Source organism: Streptomyces sp. NPDC048254, from assembly GCF_043201895.1.
Classification (GTDB): Bacteria; Actinomycetota; Actinomycetes; order Streptomycetales; family Streptomycetaceae; genus Streptomyces.
In genome coordinates this window covers 386,658-407,736 of the sequence record NZ_JBICZJ010000006.1, presented here as the reverse complement: position 1 = coordinate 407,736, position 21,079 = coordinate 386,658, and the positions used below count along the sequence as shown (strand labels likewise).

The 21,079-nt window shown below is 70.4% G+C and carries 13 protein-coding genes and 2 pseudogenes; 7 read left to right on the top strand and 8 right to left on the bottom strand.

The annotated features are described in order from the left end of the window. Positions 1–18: 18 nt before the first annotated feature. The 6 genes from ACGFZQ_RS19870 to ACGFZQ_RS19845 all read right to left on the bottom strand — a co-directional run bounded on the left by ACGFZQ_RS19870 (position 19) and on the right by ACGFZQ_RS19845 (position 11,679). Positions 19–1,662 carry a M4 family metallopeptidase gene (locus ACGFZQ_RS19870; RefSeq protein WP_393841439.1) on the bottom strand — a complete coding sequence of 548 codons (1,644 nt, stop codon included), beginning with the start codon at positions 1,660–1,662 and terminating at the stop codon, positions 19–21. Positions 1,663–1,915: 253 nt separating this feature from the next. Continuing rightward, positions 1,916–3,949, bottom strand: coding sequence for a M4 family metallopeptidase (locus tag ACGFZQ_RS19865; protein ID WP_393841438.1), 2,034 nt, complete (start codon positions 3,947–3,949; stop codon positions 1,916–1,918). A 291-nt stretch (positions 3,950–4,240) separates the two neighbouring features. Further along, positions 4,241–5,983 (bottom strand): ABC transporter ATP-binding protein, encoded by a 1,743-nt coding sequence (locus ACGFZQ_RS19860; RefSeq protein ID WP_393841437.1) that lies wholly within the window; start codon positions 5,981–5,983, stop codon positions 4,241–4,243. Then, on the bottom strand, positions 5,980–7,854 hold the full coding sequence (locus ACGFZQ_RS19855) for an ABC transporter transmembrane domain-containing protein (protein WP_393841436.1): 1,875 nt from the start codon (positions 7,852–7,854) through the stop codon (positions 5,980–5,982). Before ACGFZQ_RS19855 ends, ACGFZQ_RS19860 begins: the two co-directional genes overlap by 4 nt. A gap of 22 nt (positions 7,855–7,876) precedes the next feature. Next, positions 7,877–9,754, bottom strand: a complete 1,878-nt coding sequence (locus ACGFZQ_RS19850; protein WP_393841435.1) for an ABC transporter ATP-binding protein — start codon at positions 9,752–9,754, stop codon at positions 7,877–7,879. Further along, entirely contained in the window at positions 9,751–11,679 is a 1,929-nt protein-coding gene (locus ACGFZQ_RS19845) for an ABC transporter ATP-binding protein (protein ID WP_393841434.1), read from the bottom strand. The genes ACGFZQ_RS19850 and ACGFZQ_RS19845 overlap by 4 nt, the downstream gene beginning before the upstream one ends. 156 nt (positions 11,680–11,835) lie before the next feature. Here ACGFZQ_RS19845 and ACGFZQ_RS19840 point away from each other — a divergent pair. Both ACGFZQ_RS19840 and ACGFZQ_RS19835 read left to right on the top strand, forming a co-directional pair. Further along, a pseudogene (locus ACGFZQ_RS19840) lies at positions 11,836–12,210 on the top strand (ATP-binding cassette domain-containing protein); the annotation flags it as partial. A 110-nt stretch (positions 12,211–12,320) separates the two neighbouring features. Continuing rightward, positions 12,321–12,401, top strand: a pseudogene (locus ACGFZQ_RS19835) (ABC transporter permease); the annotation flags it as partial. A gap of 14 nt (positions 12,402–12,415) precedes the next feature. On the opposite strand, the gene ACGFZQ_RS19830 reads toward ACGFZQ_RS19835, so the two are convergent. Then, on the bottom strand, positions 12,416–13,249 hold the full coding sequence (locus tag ACGFZQ_RS19830) for a hypothetical protein (protein WP_393841433.1): 834 nt from the start codon (positions 13,247–13,249) through the stop codon (positions 12,416–12,418). A gap of 639 nt (positions 13,250–13,888) precedes the next feature. Here ACGFZQ_RS19830 and ACGFZQ_RS19825 point away from each other — a divergent pair. The 3 genes from ACGFZQ_RS19825 (at position 13,889) to ACGFZQ_RS19815 (ending at position 15,903) form a co-directional block, all read left to right on the top strand. Then, positions 13,889–14,305, top strand: a complete 417-nt coding sequence (locus ACGFZQ_RS19825) for a hypothetical protein (RefSeq protein ID WP_362575118.1) — start codon at positions 13,889–13,891, stop codon at positions 14,303–14,305. A 295-nt stretch (positions 14,306–14,600) separates the two neighbouring features. Next, entirely contained in the window at positions 14,601–14,879 is a 279-nt protein-coding gene (locus ACGFZQ_RS19820; protein ID WP_393841432.1) for a hypothetical protein, read from the top strand. A 220-nt stretch (positions 14,880–15,099) separates the two neighbouring features. After that, positions 15,100–15,903, top strand: a complete 804-nt coding sequence (locus tag ACGFZQ_RS19815; protein ID WP_393841431.1) for a TetR/AcrR family transcriptional regulator — start codon at positions 15,100–15,102, stop codon at positions 15,901–15,903. 43 nt (positions 15,904–15,946) lie between these two features. On the opposite strand, the gene glgX is transcribed toward ACGFZQ_RS19815, so the two are convergent. Next, the gene (glgX, locus tag ACGFZQ_RS19810) at positions 15,947–18,178 is read right to left on the bottom strand and encodes a glycogen debranching protein GlgX (RefSeq protein WP_393841430.1); all 2,232 of its coding nucleotides are present in this window, start codon (positions 18,176–18,178) and stop codon (positions 15,947–15,949) included. Between the two features lie 294 nt (positions 18,179–18,472). On the opposite strand from glgX, the gene ACGFZQ_RS19805 reads away from it, so the two are divergent. After that, complete coding sequence (locus ACGFZQ_RS19805) at positions 18,473–19,666, top strand: Ig-like domain-containing protein (RefSeq protein WP_393841429.1); 1,194 nt, start codon at positions 18,473–18,475, stop codon at positions 19,664–19,666. 177 nt (positions 19,667–19,843) lie between these two features. Beyond that, positions 19,844–21,073 (top strand): Ig-like domain-containing protein, encoded by a 1,230-nt coding sequence (locus ACGFZQ_RS19800; RefSeq protein ID WP_384487323.1) that lies wholly within the window; start codon positions 19,844–19,846, stop codon positions 21,071–21,073. Positions 21,074–21,079 lie beyond the last annotated feature (6 nt).

Below are 21,079 nucleotides of genomic sequence, written 5' to 3'. Positions count from 1 at the left end.
CGTACCGCTGCTATCGGGTCACGCGGTCACGTTGACGGCCGTCCAGGCCGCCGCCACCGCGTTGTACTCGGTGCTGCCGGAGCCGTACAGCGCGGCCGCCGCCGAGAGGGTGCCGGTGCGCGCCGACTTGTAGTTGGTGGTCGACGTGAAGTACGTCGTCAGCGCCTTATACCAGATCTGCAGCGCCTTGTCCCGGCCGATGCCGGTGAGCGTGGAGCTGTTGTACGTCGGCGAGTTGTAGGTGACGCCGTTGATCGTCTTCGAGCCGCTGCCCTCGGACAGCAGGTAGAAGAAGTGGTTGGCGACACCGGACGAGTAGTGCACGTCCAGGTTCTTCACCGACGAGGACCAGTAGTTGGCGGAGCCGCCGTCCTTGCTGGGCTGGTCCATGTAGCGCAGCGGGGTGCCGTCGCCGTTGATGTTGATCTTCTCGCCGATGAGGTAGTCGCCGACGTCGTTGCTGTTGCCCGCGTAGAACTCCACGCCGGTGCCGAAGATGTCGGAGGTCGCCTCGTTCAGGCCGCCGGACTCGCCCGAGTAGTTCAGGCCGGCGGTGTTGGAGGTGACACCGTGGCTCATCTCGTGGCCGGCCACGTCCAGCGAGGTCAGCGGGTGGGTGTTGCTGGAGCCGTCGCCGTAGGTCATGCAGAAGCAGCTGTCGTCCCAGAAGGCGTTGACGTAGGCGCTGCTGTAGTGGACCCGGGAGTAGGCCGCGACACCGTTGTTCTTGATGCCGCTGCGGCCGAAGGTGGCCTTGTAGAAGTCCCACGTCTCCTGGGCGCCGTAGGCGGCGTCCACGGCGGCCGTCTGGTCCGTGGAGGAGCTGGAGGCGGCGCCGGTGCCCCAGGTGTTGTCGGCGTCGGTGAACAGCGTGCCGGTGCCGGAGGTGCCGCGGGCCAGGTTGTACGTCTTGTGGCCGCCGCGCGTGGTGTCGTACAGCTGGTACGTCGACCCCGACAGGGTGGTGCTGAGGCTGACGGTGCCGGAGTAGAGGCTCTTGCCGGTGCCGGTGGCGTTCTCGATGCCCTGGTACTCGTAGAGCTTCTTGCCGGTGGCGGCGTCGGTGATGACGTGCAGCTGGTTGGGGGTGCCGTCGTCCTGGAAGCCGCCGACGATCGTCTCGTAGGCGAGGACGGGCGTGCCGTTGCCGGCCCAGATGACCTTGCGGGCGCCGTCGGCGGCCGACTTGGTGGAGCCCAGGGTCTTGGCCGCGGTGAGCGCGGACTTCTCCGCCTTGGCGGTGCTGATCTGCGGCTTGAGGGAGGCCACCTTGATGGTCGCCTTGTTCGCCTTGGTGACGCCCTCGGTCTTGCCCGCCTTGGAGGTGTGCACGACCAGGTCGCCGCCGAGGACCGGGAGGCCCGCGTAGGTGCGCTCGTAGCGCGTGTGGACGGTGCCGTCGACGTCCTTCACGACGTCCTTGACGACCAGCTTCTCCTTGGTGCCGAGGCCTATCTGCTGCGCGGTCTCGGCGACGTTCGCGTCCGCCTTCTGGATCAGGGCGGTGCGGGCGGAGTTGGAGAGCAGGGTCGGGGCGCCGGCCAGCTGCTTGTCGGCGGCCGTGGCGTTCGCGGTCATACCCGTGGTGAGCAGGGCGCCGGCGGCGACAGCGGTGGCGATGGCCAGAGTGGTGCGCTTGTGACGCGCGTAGAGGGGGCTCACTCAAGCTCCTTCAGGATGTGGGGAGTCCGGGGCGATGTGGGGTTACCGGCCCGGCTGTGGGGTTGTGAAGTTGCTGTGCTGTGCGACGGGTGAAGGAAGAGTGACATCAAGGTCGCGTACATGTCAGGACCCTGAAGTGATGTTGGCCGAAAAGCAGGTGTTCGGTGAACATTGCGAACATGTAAAACGGGCGCCGCCCGGGGGGAGTCGAACCCCCGGACGGCGCCCGTCGCCCACGTCCGTGTCCTGCGGTTTACGGGAAGGTCAGCTTCCAGCTGTTGATCTTGCCGGTGTCCTGTGCGGCCTGGTCCTGGACCTTCAGCTTCCAGGTTCCATTGGCCGATTCCGAGGAGGCGTTCACCGTGTAGGTGTCCGTCACGTTGTCCGCGGAGTCGGAGGAGCTGAAGGCCTTCAGGCGGTAGGACGTTCCGGACGGACCGACGAGGTCGATCACCAGGTCACCACGCCAGGTGTGGCTGATATTCGGCGTTACCTGGAGGTTGCTCGGCGCGTTCCCGGTCCGGCCGGAGACCGTGATCGACGAGGTGACCGCGGGCCCGTTGTCCGGGATCGACACCGGGGTGGTGCTCTCGTACGAGGTGCCCGTACCGCCGCCACCGCCCGAGCGGGAGCCGACCGCCACGGCCGCCCAGGCGTCCTGCACCGCCTTGTACTCGGTGCTGGTGGTGCCGTACAGCTCACCCGCCGCCGCGAGGGTGCCGGTGCGGGCGGCCGCGTAGTTGGTGGTCGAGGTGAACTTGGTGGTGAGTGCGCGGTACCAGATCTGCAGCGCCTTGTCCCGGCCGATGCCGGTGACCGGAAGGCCGTCCTTCGTGGGCGAGTTGTAGCTGACGCCGTTGATGACCTTGGCGCCGCTGCCCTCGCTCAGCAGGTAGAAGAAGTGGTTCGCGACGCCGGACGAGTAGTGCACGTCGAGGCCGCCGACGGACGAGGACCAGTAGTTGGCGGAGCCGCCGTCCTTGCTGGGCTGGTCCATGTAGCGCAGCGGGGTGCCGTCGCCGTTGATGTCGATCTTCTCGCCGATGAGGTAGTCACCGACGTCGGAGGAGTTGGCCGCGTAGAACTCGACGCCGGTGCCGAAGATGTCCGAGGTGGCCTCGTTCAGGCCGCCGGACTCGCCGCTGTAGTTGAGACCCGCGGTGTTGGAGGTGACACCGTGGCTCATCTCGTGGCCGGCCACGTCGAGGGCGGTCAGCGGGTCCGCGTTGCCGGAGCCGTCGCCGTACGTCATGCAGAAGCAGCCGTCGTCCCAGAACGCGTTCACGTACGAGTTGCCGTAGTGGACGCGGGAGTAGGCGCCGACGCCGTTGTTCTTGATGCCGCTGCGACCGAAGGTGTTCTTGTAGAAGTCCCAGGTCTCCGCGGCCCCGTAGTGCGCGTCGGCGCCCGCGGTGGCGGCGTTCGACGTGGTGCCGTTGCCCCAGGTGTTGCTCGACTGCGAGAACAGTGTGCCGGTGCCCGACGTGCCGTGGTTCAGGTTGTACGTTTTGTGGCCGCCGCGGTCGCCGTCGGTCAGGTTGTACGTCGAACCCGACTGGGTCGTCGTCAGCGAGACCGTCCCGCTGTACTGGGTGGTGCCGGTGCCGGTGGCGTTCTCGATGCCCTGGTACTCGTAGAGCTTCTTGCCGGTGGCGGCGTCGGTGATGACGTGCAGCTGGTTGGGGGTGCCGTCGTCCTGGAAGCCGCCGACGATCGTCTCGTAGGCGAGGACGGGGGTGCCCGAGCCGGCCCAGATGACCTTGCGGGCGCCGTCGGCGGCCGACTTGGTGGAGCCGAGGGTCCTGGCGCGGGAGACGGCCTGCTTCTCGGCGCTCGCCGCGCTGACGGCCGGGGTGAGGTCGGCGACCTTGAGCGTGGCGTTGTTCGCCTTGACGACCCGCTCGGTGGCGCCCGACTTGGCGGTGTCGACGATGAGGTCGCCGCCGAGGACCGGGAGGCCCGCGTAGGTGCGCTCGTAGCGGGTGTGGACGGTGCCGTCGGCGTCCTTCAGGACGTCCTTGACGACCAGCTTCTCCTGCGTGCCGAGGCCTATCGACCTGGCGGTGGCGGCCTTCTCGGCGGTCGCGTCCCGCAGCAGCTCCGCGCGCTGCGAGGGCGAGAGCTTCACGGCGGCGTGCGCGGGGTTGATCCGGCCGGCCTGCGGTGCGGCCGGGGTGGCACTGGCGGCGCCCGACTGGACGGCCGCGGCGATCAGGGCGGTGACGCCGGCGAGGGCCACTACTGCGGTGCGGTGGGGGGTGCGTCTGCGAGAGGAACTGCTTCTCAACACTGACTCCTTCTGCGTGGCCGCGGGTCACACGGCCAGGGGAGATCCGGAGGGCGGGTGGGCCGTCCGGGCAGAACATGCGGAACAGGCGGAACGCGGAACCACGTGCGCGGTGCAGTGCCGGACCCGGCAGCGACAGGGTGATTCTGTGGGGTTGCTGTGAGTCGGCCGTGGGAAGAGTGGCACCAGAAAACGCGATCTGTCAGGACCGCGTCAGGAATTTGGCCGGAAATCGTTCGTTGACCGGATGTTCATGTTCGGTATGCGGATCGTTGGGTGGGCAGGCGGATCTCAGGGGGCCTTGTCGCCGTGCCAGGTCGCCCACAGCGCCGCGTACGCCCCGCCCGCCGCCACCAGCTCCTCGTGGGTGCCGAGTTCGGTGAGCAGACCGTCCTCCATCACGGCGACCCGGTCCGCATCGTGCGCGGTGTGCAGCCGGTGGGCGATGGCGATGACCGTACGGCCCTCCAGAACGGCGGCCAGGGCGCGTTCGGCGTGCCGGGCGGTCGCGGGGTCCAGCAGGGCCGTCGCCTCGTCCAGGATCAGCGTGTGCGGATCCGCCAGGACCACCCGGGCGAGCGCGAGTTGCTGCGCCTGGGAGCCGTCCGTGGCACCACCGCCCGCGCCCAGCCGGGTGTCGAGGCCGCCGGGGAGGCCGCGGACCCAGCCGTCGGCGCCCACGGTCGTCAGCGCCGTCCACAGGTCCGCGTCGCTCGCGGTCGGTTCGGCGATCAGCAGGTTGTCCCGGACCGTGCCGAGGAAGACATGGTGTTCCTGGGTGACCAGGACGACCTGGCGGCGCAGCAGCTCCGGTGCCAGCCCGGCGAGCGGCACCCCGCCCACGGTCACCGTGCCCGACCCGGGCGCGTCGACGCCCGCCAGCAGCCGGCTCAGCGTCGTCTTCCCGGCGCCGGACGGCCCGACCACCGCGAGCCGCTCCCCGGGCCGCACCGTGAGATCCACCCCGCGCAGCACCTCGCCGCCGCGCTCATAGGCGTACCGCACCCCGCGCACATCGATCCGGTCGTCCGCCGGAGCCGCGGACCCCCCGTCCGCCTCCGTCCGCGGAGCCTGCGCCAGACCCTCCACCCGAGCGAACGAGGCGCTGCTGGACTGGAGTTGCTCCACCCGCATCAGAATCTGGTCCAGCGGCTCCGTGAACTGCCTCAGATACAGCGCCGCCGACACCACCACGCCGACCCCGGCATGGAGCAGTCCGCCGACCAGCAGCACCCCGGCCACCGGCAGGGTGTACGACACCTCGACCGCCGGGAAGAACACGGTCCGCAGACGCAGCGTGTAGAAGCGGGTCTTCCGGTTGGCCTCCAGGGCGTCCCGGCTCGCCGCGATCCGGCGTTCCTGGAGCCGGAACGCCTCCACCGTGCGCGCGCCCGCCACCGTCGCCGTGACGATCTCCGCGACCCCGGAGGTCGTCGCGCCCTCCGCGAGATAGCCGTCCCGGGCCCGGCGCAGATACCAGCGCAGGGCGAACCAGATCGGGGTCAGCCCGAGCACCCCGAACGCGCCCAGCATCGGATCCAGTGCGAAGACCGCGGCCATCACGAACAGCGCCTGCACCGAGCAGACCAGCAGCTCGGGGCCGATGTCCCGCAGCGTGGTGCCGACGGCGGTCACGTCGGAGGTGCCGCGCGCGGTCAGATCCCCGGTGCCGGCCCGCTCCACGACCGACGCGGGCAGCATGAGCGCCCGGTCCACGAACTCCTCGCGGACCCGGGCCAGGGTCCGCTCGCCGAAGCGGTGGCCGACGTAGCGGGCGGAGCGGGCGAACAGCAGCTGGGCGAGCGAACAGAGCAGGATCCACAGGGCGAGGCGGTCCACGGCGCCGACACCGCGGCCGGCCCGCACCGCGTCCACGATCCGGCCCACCAGCCACGGGCCGGCCAGGCCGGTGCCGGCGGCGAGCGCGTTCAGCAGCAGGGCGGCGGAGAAGGCGCCGCGGTCGGCCCGCACCAGGCGGAGGACGGCCCGGCGTACGTCGGCGCGTCCGGCGACGGGAAGCTGACTCGTCGTCACCGGACGACCTCCTCCTCCGTGTCCCGGGCCACCAGGGCGCGGTAGCCGGGCGCGTACTCCAGCAGGCCCTCGTGGGTGCTGGTCGCCGCGACCTTGCCGTCGACCAGGTAGATCACCTCGTCGGCGCGGGCCAGCATCAGGGGCGAGGTGGTGGTGAGGAGGGTGGTGCGGCCGGTGCGGGCGGTGCGGAGGCGCTCCGCTACGAGGGCCTCGGTGTGGGCGTCCAGGGCGGAGGTGGGCTCCACGGCGAGGAGGACCTCGGGGTCGGTGAGGAGGGCGCGGGCCAGGCGGATGCGTTGGCGTTGGCCGCCGGAGAGGTTGCGGGCCTGGGCGTCGATGGGGGAGTCGAGGCCGGCGGGGAGGGCCTGGAGGATGTCGTTCGCCGCGGCCGCGTGGAGGGCTTGGGCGGTTCGCGCGTCAGAGGGTGCGTACGAGGGTTCAGCGGCGGGTGCGGGTGAGTGGGGGCTGGTCGCGCCCACGCGGCGGAGCCGCATAGTGTCTCGCCCCGCGCCCCTGAGGGGCGCGTCGGGGCCGCCCCCGGGATACGGCTCTGCGCCTTTGAGGGGCGCGGCGTGGCCGCCTCTTGGATGCGGCTCTGCGCCCCTGAGGGAGTTGCGCAGGCTGTCGGCGAAGAAGTGGGCCTCGTTGTCGGCCACCAGGATGCGGGACCGTACTTCGAGGAGGGGTACCGCCTCCAGCCGTACTCCTCCCCACGTCACGTCCGACCGTGTGTAGCGGCCCAAACGGTCCACCACCGCCCCCGTCTCCGTCGCGCTCGCGCCCACCAGTGCCGTCAGACGGCCCGGGCGGACCCGGACCCCCGACCGGGGGTCGTGCAGGACGGACGGGTCGGCCGGGGCCTGCTCCGTGCCCTCGTCCGGTTCCGGGGCCAGGTGCAGCAGGCGTACCACCCTGCGGGCGGCCACCACGCCCCGGCTGAGCTGGTAGCCCATGTCCAGGAAGAACGCCACCGGGCCCACCAGGACCGCGACATAGCCGTACACCGACACCAGCTGGCCCACCGTGATCTCCCCGCGGGCGGCCATCCGGGCCGCGATCCAGGTCACCACCGCCAGGTACACCGTGGGCAGGCCGACGCCCAGGGCCTGGACCCAGCTGGCGACCGAGCCCACCCGGTAGCCCTGCACGCGCAGGTGCTGTGAGTCCTTGCGGAAGGCGTCCGCGAACAGGCCCTTGCCGCCGAGGCCGTTGAGGACGCGGAGGCCGCCCGCGAGGTCGCCGATACGGGCCGTGAGGACGCCCTGGCGTTCCCGGTACTCGGTCTCCCGGCCCTGGAGCCGCCGGGCCAGCGGGCCCGCGAGCAGCGCCACCACCGGCACCCCGAGCAGGACCACGCCGGTCAGCAGGGGCGAGATCGGCACCAGCAGACCCGCCACCACCGCGTACACGACGACCGCGCCCACCCCGGGGCCGACGACGGTCAGCGCCTGGGCGATGGTGTGCACGTCGCCGACGCCGATCGTGACGACCTCACCGGCTCCCACCCGCCGGGGCAGTGCGGCACCGAGCCGTACCGCGTGCCCGACGACCACCTTGATCGTGCGGAAGTACGCGTCCATGCGCACCCGGGTCATCGTGCGGTGGCGCATGATGCTGACCCACGCGTTGACCGCCCCGAGGACGAAGATCGCCGCCGTCCAGCCGGCCAGCACCGCCATGCGCCCCGGCACCAGTCCGTCGTCCACGGCCCGCGCCATCAGGTACGGCGTTCCGGCCATCAGCGTCAGCCAGACACTGCCCAGCAGCGCCCCGGCCAGCGAGCGGCCCGGCTGGCGGTGCACCAGCCACCACAGGTAGTACCAGCCACCGCGTGTGTCGGGCGTGCCCGGATCCTCGTACGCGTCGATCACCCTGCGAACCCCGTTCTCCTCGCTAGGCCAGACTGTCCCGCCACGCCCGGTGCAGATCCGCGAACCGGCCGGTGGCCGCGACGAGTTCGGCCGGGTGGCCGTCCTCGACGATCCGGCCGTGCTCCATCACCAGCACCCGGTCGGCGATCTCCACGGTGGACAGCCGGTGCGCGATCACCACGGCCGTACGGCCCTTCAGCACCGTCGACATGGCCCGTTGCACGGCCCGTTCACCGGGGACGTCCAGGGAACTGGTCGCCTCGTCGAGGATCAGCACCGCCGGGTCGGCGAGCAAGGCGCGTGCGAACGCGACCAGTTGGCGCTGCCCCGCGGAAATGCGCCCGCCGCGCTTGCGGACGTCGGTGTCGTATCCGTCGGGGAGCGCGGCGATGAACTCGTGTGCGCCGATCGCCTTGGCCGCCTGCTCGATCTCCTCGCGGGTGGCGTCAGGCCGGCCGATGGCGATGTTCTCGGCGACCGTGCCGGAGAACAGGAACGCCTCCTGGGTGACCATCACCACCCCGCGCCGCAGTGCGGGCACGGTCAGTTCGCGCAGGTCCACGCCGTCCAGGAGGACCCGTCCCTCGGTCGGGTCGTAGAAGCGGGCGAGCAGTTTGGCCAGGGTCGACTTGCCGGCGCCGGTGGTGCCGACCACCGCGACCGTCTGGCCGGCCGGGAGGGTGAGGTCGAAGCGGGGCAGCACCTCGCCGCCGGTGCGGTAGGCGAAGCGGACGCCGTCGAAGGCGACCTCGCGGCCGGGGAGTTCGGTCTGCAGGGGCGGCAGTTCCGTGGGAACCGAGGGTTCCGGCACGGACGGGGTCTGGGCCAGCAGGCCCGCGATCTTCTCCAGCGAGGCGGCCGCCGACTGGTAGGAGTTGAGGAACATGCCGAGGCGGTCGATGGGGTCGTACAGCCGGCGCAGATAGAGGACGGCCGCGGCCAGGACGCCCAGCTCCAGCGAGCCGGACGCCACCCGGTAGGCGCCCCACAGCACGATCACCGCGACCGAGGTGTTGGCGACCAGCCGGGAGCCGACGACATACCGCGCCATTTCGAGGAGCGCGTCGCCGTTGGTGCGTTCGTGGCGGCGGTTGAGCACGGCGAACTCGGCGTCGTTGGCGGCCTCCCGGCGGAACGCGCGCACCGGGCGGATGCCGTTCATCGTCTCCACGAACTTCACGATCACCGTCGCGATCGCCGTGGACCGGGCCTTGTACACCCGTACCGCCCGCCGCTGGTACAGCCGCACCAGCAGATACAGCGGCACGAACGAGGCCACGGCCACCGCGCCCAGGCCCAGATCCAGCCAGAGCAGCATCGCCGAGATGTAGAGGAAGGAGAGGATGACCGTGACCAGTTCCTGGAGGCCCTCGCTCAGCAGCTCGCGCAGCGACTCGACGTCCGTGGTGGAGCGGGAGATCAGCCGGCCGGACGTGTAGCGCTCGTGGAAGTCGATGCTGAGGGCTTGTGCGTGGCGGAAGATACGGCCGCGCAGGTCGAGCAGCACGTCCTGGTTCACCCGCGCGGAGGCCTCGATGAACGCGTACTGGAGGCCCCCGGAGAGCAGGGCGCTCAGGCCGTAGCCGACCGCCACCGCGATCAGCGGGCCGTGGTCGTGGTGGCGGAACGCCGGTACGGCACGGTCGATGGCGTACGCCACCAGCAGCGGGCCCGCCTGCACGGCCGCCTGCTGGAGCAGCAGGAGGAGCGTGGTCACGGCGACCCGCGCCTTCATCGGTGCGAGGAGCGAGCGCAGGAGAGTGGCCGTGGCGCCGGGCGGGACGGGCAGGACGTCCCGGTCGAAGGGGTCGCCGTCGGCCGCACCGGCGGCGTCGGCCTGTTTCGGGCGGGGGAGTTCGTCGTCCTCGTCGGGGGCGGGCAGGGAGGTGGCGGCGGTCATCGGCGGTGATCCTCCCCGGACATCAGACGGACGTACTCGGCGTTGCTGCCGAGCAGTTCCTGGTGGGTGCCGACGGCGGTGACACGGCCGTCGGAGAGCAGGGCGACGCGGTCGGCGAGCAGGACGGTGGAGGGGCGGTGGGCGACGATCACGGCGGTGGTGTCGGCGAGTACGTCGCGCAGGGCGGCCTCCACGGCGGCCTCCGTGTGGACGTCCAAGGCGGAGAGCGGGTCGTCGAGGACGAGGAAGCGGGGCCGGCCGACGACCGCCCGCGCGAGCGCGAGGCGCTGGCGCTGGCCGCCGGAGAGGCTGAGGCCCTGCTCGCCGACCTGGGTCGCGGTGCCCTGGGGGAGGGCGTGCACGAAGTCCGCCTGCGCGACGGCGAGGGCGCGGGCCAGCTCCGGCTCCCCGGCGCCTTCTCCGGCTCCCATCAGCACGTTCTCGCCGACGGAGGCGGAGAAGAGGGTGGGCTCCTCGAAGGCCACGGCGACCAGGGCGCGGAGTTCCTCGCGGGGCATGGCGGTGATGTCCCGGCCGTCGAGGGTGATCCGTCCGGAGGTCGTCTCGTGCAGGCGGGGGATGAGGGCGGTGAGGGTGGTCTTCCCACTGCCGGTGGCACCGACGAGGGCCATGGACTCGCCGGGGCGGATGTGCAGGTCGATGTGGACGAGGGTGGGGGGTGAGTCGGGGGAGGCGTCCGGGTAGCGGAACTGCACGTTCTCGAAGCGGATGCCGTCGGGTTGGGGAGCCGGTGCGAGGGCGCCGCCGTCGAGTGCGGGCCGGTGGGGGCCGATCGCGCAGTTCCCCGAGCCCCTGACGGGGCGCTGTCCAGCCGTGCCCTTCCCGGCCGACTCAGCTGAAGCGCCCTGAAGGGGCGCGGGGAACTGCGCGACCAGCCCCGACGCACCCCCGGCCGAAGACGGATCGGCGTCCTCCAGCAACGCGTCCCGTACCTCGAAGTACCGCTCGGTGGCCGTCGCCGCCTCCTGGCTCATCGCCAGCAGGAAGCCGATCGACTCCACCGGCCAGCGCAGCGCCAGTGCCGTCGACAGGAACGCCACCAGCGTCCCCGTGCTCAGCTCGCCCTCGGCGACCTGGATCGACCCCCACAGCAGGGCCGCCCCGATGGCCGCCTCCGGGAGGGTCACGATGACGCCCCAGATCGTCGCCAGCATCCGCGCCTTGCGCAGCTCCGTGCCCCGCAGGGTCCGTACCAGCTCGCGGAACGCGCGCGCCTGGCTGCGGTGCCGGCCGAACCCCTTGATGATGCGGATGCCGAGCACGCTCTCCTCGACCACCGTCGTCAGGTCGCCCACCTGGTCCTGGGCGAGCCGGGCCACCGCCGCGTACCGTTTCTCGAAGATCACGCACGTCCACATCACGGGGATCGTGGGGACGAGGATGACCAGGCCCAGCGTCCAGTCCTGGAGCAGCATGATGATCACGCCGACGAGGATGGTCACCCCGTTGACCAGCAGGAAGGTCAGCGGAAAGGCGAGGAACATGCGGAGCAGCATCAGGTCGGTGGTGGCTCGGGAGAGCAGCTGGCCGGAGGCCCAGCGGTCGTGGAAGGCGACCGGCAGGCGCTGCAGACGGCCGTAGAGGTCGGCCCGCATCCCCGCCTCGACGTGCGAGAGAGGTCTGGCCACCAGCCAGCGCCGCATTCCGAAGAGCAGCGCTTCGGCGATCCCGAGCAGCAGCAGGTACAGCGCACCGAGCCAGACCCCGCCGGGGTCGCGGTCGGCCACCGGGCCGTCCACCATCCACTTGAGGACGAGCGGAATGACGAGCCCCGTACAGGAGGCGATCACCGCGACGAACACGGCGACGGACAGCCGCGTCCGCACCGGCCGTACGTACGGCCACAGGCGCAGCAGGATACGGACGGCTGACCGGTCCTTGGTGGTTGCACGTGTCGGAGGCATCAGGTGCGAGCCTACGGATCGGCACTGACAACGCCTACCGAGTTTTGGCCGGACCGGAATCGGTCGGTGGTCCTACGACCAGCATGTTCGGGGGGTCGTACAACCGGATCCGCCGCATCAGCCGATCGGTTGATGCCGCTTCCAGCGGGGCGGGCGATGTGGCGGACCGGGCCCGGACGGGACCCTCGGTCCATGCCATCCGTCATCGAAGTGACAGACCTGCGGAAGTCCTACGGCGGCCGGACCGTCGTGGACGGGGTGAGTCTCGCCGTCGAGGAAGGGGAGATCTTCGGGATCCTCGGGCCGAACGGCGCCGGCAAGACCACCACCGTGGAGTGTGTGGAGGGGCTGCGGGTGCCCGACGGCGGGCGCGTCCGGGTCACCGGGCTCGATCCCGTCGCCGAACACCAGCAGGTCGCCCGCGTCCTCGGCGCCCAGCTCCAGCAGAGCGAGCTGCAGCCCAAGCTCACCGTCCGCGAGGCCCTCGAGCTGTACGCCTCCTTCTATACGAGCCCGCTCGACTGGGCACCGCGCCACCGCCCATCAACTCCGCGTCGTGGACGCGACCCTCGACGACGCGTTCCTGGACCTGACGAAGGAGGAAGCAGCATGAACACCCCGTCCCGCGCACCGAGTTCCGGCTGTTCCGCCGCGAGCCCGGCGCCGTCTTCTGGGTCTTCCTGTTCCCGACCCCGCTGCTGGTGGTCCTCGGCTCGATCCCCTTGCACAAGGCCGGTCACAACACGGTGACCCTCCCGGCTTGCGACACGCTCATCGCCGACGACTGCTCCACCAGGTCCGGCTTCCAGATGACCCGGTCCGGATAGACGTTCGCGGTGGGGGACAGCTCGTACGAGGCCGTGTTCGTGTTGACGGCGAACACCCAGCCGACGCCTTGATAGGCGGTGGGTGTCTTTTCCCGGGGCAGGGCGCACTGCCCAGTGTCCGTGATGACCGTTTTCCCCGCCGGAACACTGAGGGAACGGGGGCTCGGTGCCTTCGGGCAGGGGTGGAATGCGGAGGCTCGTGCGTATTCCAGACGGATCACGACAATGGATTCCGCCCGACTCCGGTTCGTGAGCTTGAGGGCGAAGGACACCCGCTCCGCCTCCACGTGTGCGCACACCCGCCAGGTGACCGCTTCCGGCCCCTTGAAGGAGGTACTGCATCGGCTGTCCTCACCCAGGCCCCCCTTCTCCAGCGTCCCGGGCGTGGCTGTGGCTCCGCTTTCCGGACCGGCGGCCTTTTCTCCGGCCGACGTGGCGCCCCCTTCGGAACTGTCGTTGTTCCAGATCGCTGCTCCCAGCACTCCGCCGACCGCGAGCGTGGCGACAATGGTGGAAGCGGTCTTCGCCCGTTTCGGAACGCGGCCTCGTCGGCGCGACCGGCCCGGACCGTCCTGCACGGTCGATCGACGGTCGGCAGTGCCGGGCCGGACGAGGTTGTCCGGCTCCGCGTCCGGAGTCGCGGCGATGCCAGGCGCTGCCCCGGCGAGGCTCTGGAGATGATCTCCGGCCCGTTTCCGCCAGTCACGGCCGTGTGCTGTCAACTGTTGCTGCAGCCGGTCCACTTGGTCGGCCAACCGCGCCAGCCGGGCGGATCGTGCATCCGGCAGCTCAAGGATCCTTACGACTCCCGGCGTGAGCCCTGCCCCCGGGAGAGCGGCTCCCCCCTTCCAGATCTGCTCCCGGCCGCTGAGCCACCTGGAGACATTGCCCTGGTTGACGCGCAGCCCATGGACGAGCACCTTCTGCGGGCGTCCGTTGAGCGCGAGTCTGACCTCCTGGGCCCAGGCGTCGAGAGCGTCGGCGAAGTCCTCGGCCAGCTTCTCGAAAGTCGGCGGTGAATTCCCCACCCGAATACCCCTTCTCTTATTGCACCATGACGGTGGATCCCCTGGTCACAGCGGTGCATATTGCACTGCACCATGCACCGCGCCGACCCGTCTGGCCTCTCGCGGATCTCCCGGGCACGGTCGATTCCGGCAGTGCTCCACCGGCTGCCGAACTCCGCGGCTCACCCGTCACCAAGAGAGGAACAAACCATGATTCGAATGAATCTGCGCATGCGTTGTGCTGCGCCGACCGCCCTGGCGGCAGCGCTTCTCGGTTCCGCGACGCCTGCACTTGTCGCCATTCCGGCCAGCGCTGCATCGACTGGCCGCGTCTGCCTGTTCCAGGACAAGGAAGGGGCTCGCGGGGCCGGCCACGTGGCATGGGCCGTCCGCGACACGGGGAACTCCAGCCACTGGATCTGGGGCGCGACGGAGGGGCGCAACGGCGCCGCGTCCATCCCGGCGGGTTCCACGAACGGCAGCTGGATCAAGGGCGGCACCTGGACACAGCTGCGAGGCAGCATCAGCCAGGCTCGGTACGACTACTACCGGTGCATCAACACCGCCCAAGGCAATCTCGCGACCGCCCAGACGGCATACCGCCGGATGAAGGCCAACGGCTATGCCGTGCTGACCAACAACTGCCTCACCAAGTCGCTCGCGGTCTTCCGCGGTTACAGCCCCGCCCTGACCGGTGCCTACCTGCCCGACGGCAAGTACAAGGCGCCCAACTACTACTTCACCACCTCGCTGAACAACTCCCGGGGCTGGGATCGAGCCCGCTCCTACTGACGTGCCCGATCCAGCTCCGAGACGCTCACTCCGACCACGAGAGGAATGACCATGTGCCAGCGCTGCAAGGGCGACGGCAAGTGCACCACCTGCGGCGGCTCCGGCTACCGGGGCGTGTGGAAGTGTGACAGCTGCCGAGGCAGCGGGGACTGCAAGGCCTGTGACGGTCGCGGCTGAGCACCGCCGAACCGGGTGGGCGGGGGCTCCGGCCGCCGCCCTTCCCCTCTCGCGAAACGTCGAACGGCGAAGCCGCGCACGGAGCGGGCAGCCGCCATGGTGACAAGGAGACAGGTGGATGACCACGTGGTTGATCACCGCTGAGGAGACCGTGCCGGCCGAGGGAGCGCCACCCCAACGGCAAGTCAAAGTCATACGGAGGGTGCGAGGGAACAAGACCCGGGAAGAAGCACTCGTCGAACTGCACAAAGCCGCCAAGGGCCATGTGCCCGACTCGCTGAAGGGGAGCGGACGCGTGGTGGGGCGCGACAGCGACGGCTCCTTCTGGGTGCTCCCGAACAACAATCGGGCGCACCCCCCCTGCGTCATCCGCCTCATCGAACAGACGCACAGCTGATGCGTGCCGTCCGCTAATCGAACCCGACGAGGGGCACCCCTCGCCGCCTGGTCATGTCCTGGTGAGCGAGGGGTGAGCCCGTCTCCTCTCTGTCGCGATGCCAGACCCGTCCCGCGCTTCATGGCCATCCGCTGTCCCTTCGCGGCTCTGAGGTGATGTGTGACACTCTGAAACGTAGTGAAGAGTATTAACCACGTAACATGGCCTCACCGCAAGTCGTATGATCCGTCAACTGACGGATCAAGACAGCGATTTGCGTGCAGGAAGCACCAGAGGGGTGGGAGTGGCCATGCGACCGTCCGCCGAGGAAGAGCCCGCTCGGTCCTTGACACGCCGTGAGCGCCTGCGCGCCGAGCTGGAGCGCGACGCGATCACGGCCGCACGTGCACTCATCGCTTCACAGGGCGCAGAGGCCCTGAGCCTGTCCGCGGTCGCTAGGGAAGTGGGCGTCACTCCACCGGCGCTGTATCGCTACTTCGAAGGAAAGGCCGGCCTCACCCTCGCCGTCTACGAAGCAGTCACAAGTGATTTCGTGGTGATCGTCGCGAAGGCGGCAGGCGCCCGAGACCCGGAGGACTTCGGCGGGCGGCTGTACGCGGCAACCCGCGCGGTGCTGGACTGGTCGGTCGCCAACCCCGGAGAGTTCGACCTGCTCATGGGTGCCGGTTACGCACGGCTGGTCGCCTCGGGGCGCCATGTCGACGAGGTTCTGGTGCGCGAGTTGGGCGGCCTGTTCGGACAGACCTTCGCAGAGCTGTGGCGTCGGGGCGTCCTGCCGTATCCGTCGGAGGACGAGCTGGAGCCCCGGCTTCGGGCTCAGGTGGCGGCCTACCGGCGGCTGATGGGGCACGACTACCCAGTCGGCGTCGCCATGGTGATGATCACGTGCTGGCGGCAGATCTACGGACTGCTCTGCATGGCCGTCTATGGACACTTCGCCTCGCTCTTCGACGATCACCTGCCCCTGTTCGAGAGCATGATGGATGACCTGCTCGCCCTGTGCGGCGTACCACGGGAGCGCTGACCCTGCGCCGCCGAGAGCTGGTGTGGTCGGCTGTGCCGTCGCCTCAGCCGACCACCCGCAGCAGCAGCACCGCCCGCGCGGGCACCGTGATCGCCGTCCCGGCCTCGTGCACCACGCCCGGTGCCTCGCTCTGCTCCTCCCGCGAGGTGTCCACCAGCACCTCGTAGCGTTCCGCCCACGGCGGGCCCGGCAGCAGGAACTCCGCCGGGCGGTCGCCTGCGTGCAGGACGGTCAGGAAGCTGTCGTCCAGGACCGGTGCCCCGCGCTCGTCGCGGCCGGGGATGTCCCGCCCGGAGAGATACATGCCGAGGGTGGCGGCGGGCGCGTACCAGTCGCCCTCGGTCATCTCCTCGCCGTGTGCCGTGAACCAGGCCAGGTCGCGCAGTCCGTCCGCCGAGTGGGCGCGGCCCGAGAAGAAGGCGCGGCGGCGCAGGACCGGGTGGCGGTGGCGCAGCCGGATCAGCCGGGAGGTCAGGTCGAACAGCGGCCGCCAGGACGGGTCGTCCAGCAACTCCCAGTCCAGCCAGCTGATTTCGTTGTCCTGGCAGTAGGCGTTGTTGTTGCCGCGCTGGGTGCGGCCCAGTTCGTCGCCGGCGACCAGCATCGGAACGCCCGTCGACAGCAGCAGCGTCGTCAGGAGGTTCCGCAACTGCCGCCTGCGCAGCGCCCGTACGCCCTCGTCGGCCGTCTCGCCCTCCACCCCGCAGTTCCAGGAGCGGTTGTCGCCGGCGCCGTCGCGGTTGTTCTCGCCGTTGGCCTCGTTGTGCTTCGCCTGGTACGACACCAGGTCGCGCAGGGTGTAACCGTCGTGCGCGGTGATGAAGTTGACGGAGGCGTAGGGGCGGCGGCCGCCCCAGGCGTAGAGGTCGCTGGAGCCGGAGAGGCGGTAGCCGAGGTCGCGGACGTCCGGGAGGGCACCGCGCCAGAAGTCCCGGACGGCGTCCCGGTAGCGGTCGTTCCACTCCGTCCACAGGGGCGGGAAGGCGCCCACCTGGTAGCCGCCGGAGCCCACGTCCCACGGTTCGGCGATCAGCTTCACCCGGCGCAGCACCGGGTCCTGGGCGATGACGGCGAGGAAGGGGGAGAGCATGTCGACGTCGTGCATCGAGCGGGCCAGCGCGGCCGCGAGGTCGAAGCGGAAGCCGTCCACGCCCATCTCGGTCACCCAGTACCGCAGCGAGTCCGTGATCAGCCGCAGCACATGCGGCCGGACCACATGCAGCGTGTTGCCGCAGCCGGTGTAGTCGGCGAAGTGCCGGGCGTCGTCCTGGAGCCGGTAGTAGCCCCGGTTGTCGATGCCCTTGAGGGACAGCGTCGGGCCCAGCTCGCCCGCCTCCGCCGTGTGGTTGTAGACGACGTCGAGGATGACCTCTATCCCCGCCGCGTGCAGCGCGCGCACCATCCGCTTGAACTCGCCGACCTGCTGTCCCGTCGTACCGGAGGCGGCATAGGCCGCGTGCGGGGCGAAGTAGCCGATGGAGTTGTAGCCCCAGTAGTTCCTGAGGCCCCGCTTCAACAGGTGGTCCTCGTGCGCGAACTGGTGCACGGGGAGGAGTTCCACGGCCGTCACGCCCAGGCCGACCAGGTGCTCGACGGCGGCCGGGTGGGCCAGTCCCGCGTAGGTGCCGCGGATCTCCTCGGGTATGCCCGGGTGCATTCTGGTGAAGCCGCGCACATGCAGCTCGTAGATGACGGAGTCCGCCCACGGGGTCTTCGGGCGGTGGTCGTCGGACCAGTCGTCGTCATCGTGGACGACCACGCCCTTCGGGACGTGGGGCGCCGAGTCCCGGTCGTCCCGGACGGTGTCGGCGACCTGCTGGTCGGGCCAGTCCCGGACATGCCCGTACACCTCGGGCGACAGTGCGAACTCGCCGTCCACCGCCCGGGCGTACGGGTCGAGCAGCAGCTTCGCCGGGTTCCAGCGGGCGCCGGTCCACGGGTCCCAGCGGCCGTCGACCCGGTAGCCGTACCGCTGCCCGGGCAGCACGCCCGGCACGAATCCGTGCCAGATCTCGTGCGTCAGTTCGGTCAGCGGGATCCTGGTCTCCCGGCCCCGCTCGTCGAAGAGGCAGAGCCGGACCGCCTCGGCCCCGGCCGCCCACAGGGCGAAGTTGGTTCCGGCCACCCCGTCCGGGCCGACCCGGAACCGGGCGCCCAGCGGGGTCGACGACCCCGGCCAGGCCGCCGGGACGGGGAGGGCCGTCCCGTTCACCGCGGGGGCCTCCGCCCTCGGGGCCCGCGACCGTGCCCCCTGCTGCTCGGCTGCGCTCGTCACCTGTCGGCCCCTTTGTCGTCCCGCGGCTCGCCGACCCCCGGGGCGCACCCGGTCCGTGTCCGGGCAGCCGACCGTGCCCGGACTTCCGGTCCCGGGCACGCTCGGCGGCTCGCTACGGACACGCCCGCGGCGGCTCTCCCGCGGGCGCGGCGGCTCCCCAGCTCGTCGTCCTTCCCTCTGTTCTGCCCAGTGCCGGCCTCGCACTCACGTTTCCCCGGGGCGGGCCCGGTCGTTGAGTCCCACGTGAGGCATCCACAGAGGCGCGCACGGCGCGCACGGCGCGCGGGGGCCGCGTTGGCCGCGGTACTGACATGGGCGGGGCTGCTGGCGGGCGCCGCCGGCTGCTCCTCGGACGACAGCGGCGGGCTCGGCATCGACCACGTCCTCGGAGGCGCGCCCCCGGCCCCCGAGGACGTCATCCGCATCACCCCGGACGACGGCACCAAGGCCGTGCGCCCAGGCGAGCGGCTGACAGTGCGGGTGCCCAGCGGCCGCCTGGAATCCGTCAGCGTCGTCAAGTCCCAGGACGCCCAGGACTCCCCGGTCCCCGGGCACATGGCCGCGGACGGCACGACCTGGCGGCCCGACGACCCGAAACTCGCGCTCGCCGCCAAGTACACGGTCGACGTGGTCGCTCTGGACGGCCGGGGCCGCCGCTCGGCCCGCCACACCACCTTCACCACGCTGGTCCCCGACGAACGCTTCATCGGGTACGTCACCCCCGAGAACCGTGCCACCGTCGGCACCGGGATGATCGTCTCCCTCGCCTTCAGCCGCGACATCGAGAACCGGGCCGCCGTCGAGCGTGCCGTCCGGGTCACCGCCAAGCCCGCGGTCGAGGTCCGCCCGCACTGGTTCGGCAAGAACCGTCTCGACTTCCGCCCCGAGCACTACTGGCAGCCCGGCACGGTCGTCACCGTCGGCCTCGAACTCCGCGACGTCGAAGGGGCCCGCGGGGTCTACGGCCTCCAGCACAAGACGTTCACCTTCACCGTCGGCCGCAGCCAGGTCTCCCTCGTCGACGCGTCCCAGCACACGATGGAGGTCCGCCGCGACGGCGACCTGCTCGCCACCGTCCCGGTCACCGCGGGCGCGCCCGCCCACACCACCTACAACGGGAAGATGGTGGTGATGGAGATGCACGAGGTGACCCGCATGAACGGCCGCACGGTCGGCTTCGGCGGCGAGTACGACATCCCCGACGTCCCGCACGCCCTCAAACTCACCGACTCCGGCACCTTCCTGCACGGCAACTACTGGGCGCCGGACGCCCCGGGCCGCCTCAACGTCAGCCACGGCTGCGTGGGCCTGCGCGACGTGAAGGGCGGCAGTTCGGACACGCCCGCGGGCTGGTTCTACGACCGCACCCTGGTCGGGGACGTGGTCGAAGTCGTCCACAGCAACGACAAAACGGTCTCTCCCGACAATGGCCTCGGAGGGTGGAACATGGGTTGGAAGGAGTGGAAGGCGGGCGGCGCGGTCAAGTAACCAGGTGGGGGGACGGTTCGGTGCGGGCGGAAGCCGCCGTGCGAGGCGACAGAAGTTGCGACGCAACGGTGACATTCGCCCAACACCAAGCTCAAAACCGTCCGGTTACTATGCGCCAATGCGCGGGCGGAACGCGCTGGGGTGGGCCTGACCAGGCCCTGGGAGGGGAGAACGACTTTGAACGTACGGCCGATATCGGGGGCGGCGGTCCAGGCTCGGAGGAAGGGTCTGGCCGTCGCGGCCGGTGTTCTGCTCATGGCAGTCACCGCGTGCGGGGGCGGCGGCTCCTCCGACAAGGGGAGCGGGGACGGCAAGGCGAAGGACTCCACGACGCAGGCGAGCAAGCAGTCCGTCGCCACCGTCAGCATCAGCCCCAAGTCCGGGGCGACCGACGTGGACACCAGCGGGTCGCTCAAGGTCAGCGCGGCCAAGGGCAAGCTGACCGACGTGGAGGTCAAGGACTCCAAGGGCAACAAGGTCGACGGCGCGATCGCGGCGGGCGGCGCCAGCTGGACGCCGGCCGGCCACCTCGCCAACTCCACGAAGTACACGGTGCACGCGGTCGCGAAGGACACCGAGGGGCGTGAGTCGGCGGAGGACTCCACGTTCACCACGCTCACCCCGAAGAACACGTTCACCGGCTACTTCACGCCGGAGGACGGCTCCACGGTGGGCGTCGGGATGCCGTTCTCCATCCGTTTCACCCGGGGCATCACCGACCCGGCGGCCGTGGAGAAGGCGATCACCGTCAAGACCGAGCCGGCGGTCGACGTCCAGGGCCACTGGTTCGGCAACGACCGCCTCGACTTCCGCCCCGAGAACTACTGGAAGTCCGGCACGAAGGTCTCCGTCACTCTCAACCTCAACGGCGTCGAGGGCCGCGACGGGGTGTACGGCCAGCAGGCCAAGACCGTGAAGTTCACGATCGGCCGCAACCAGGTGTCGATCGTCGACGCCAAGAAGCACACGATGAAGGTCATGCAGGACGGCAGGGTCGTGAAGACCCTCGCCGTCACGACCGGCAAGCCCGGGTACGACACGTGGAACGGCCAGATGGTCATCAGCGAGAAGCTGCGGGTGACCCGGATGAACGGCGAGACGGTCGGCTACGGCGGCGAGTACGACATCAAGGACGTGCCGGACGCGATGCGGCTGACCACGTCCGGCACATTCATCCACGGCAACTACTGGGGTGGCGGCGCCTTCGGCAACTACAACGCCAGCCACGGGTGCGTCGGGCTCCAGGACATCCGGGGCGGGGGTGACCGGGGGCTGCCGGCCGCCTGGTTCTACGACCACTCGATCATCGGGGACGTGGTGACCGTGAAGAACTCGAACGACGAGACGGTCGCGCCGGACAACGGCTTCAACGGCTGGAACATGTCCTGGAAGCAGTGGACCGCGTAGGCCGTC

Coding starts and splice junctions, on each gene's coding strand:
- ACGFZQ_RS19845 (WP_393841434.1), bottom strand. CDS start 11,679: ATGCCTCCGACACGTGCAACCACCAAGGACCGGTCAGCCGTCCGTATC.
- ACGFZQ_RS19815 (WP_393841431.1), top strand. CDS start 15,100: ATGATCCGTCAACTGACGGATCAAGACAGCGATTTGCGTGCAGGAAGC.
- ACGFZQ_RS19850 (WP_393841435.1), bottom strand. CDS start 9,754: ATGACCGCCGCCACCTCCCTGCCCGCCCCCGACGAGGACGACGAACTC.
- ACGFZQ_RS19820 (WP_393841432.1), top strand. CDS start 14,601: ATGACCACGTGGTTGATCACCGCTGAGGAGACCGTGCCGGCCGAGGGA.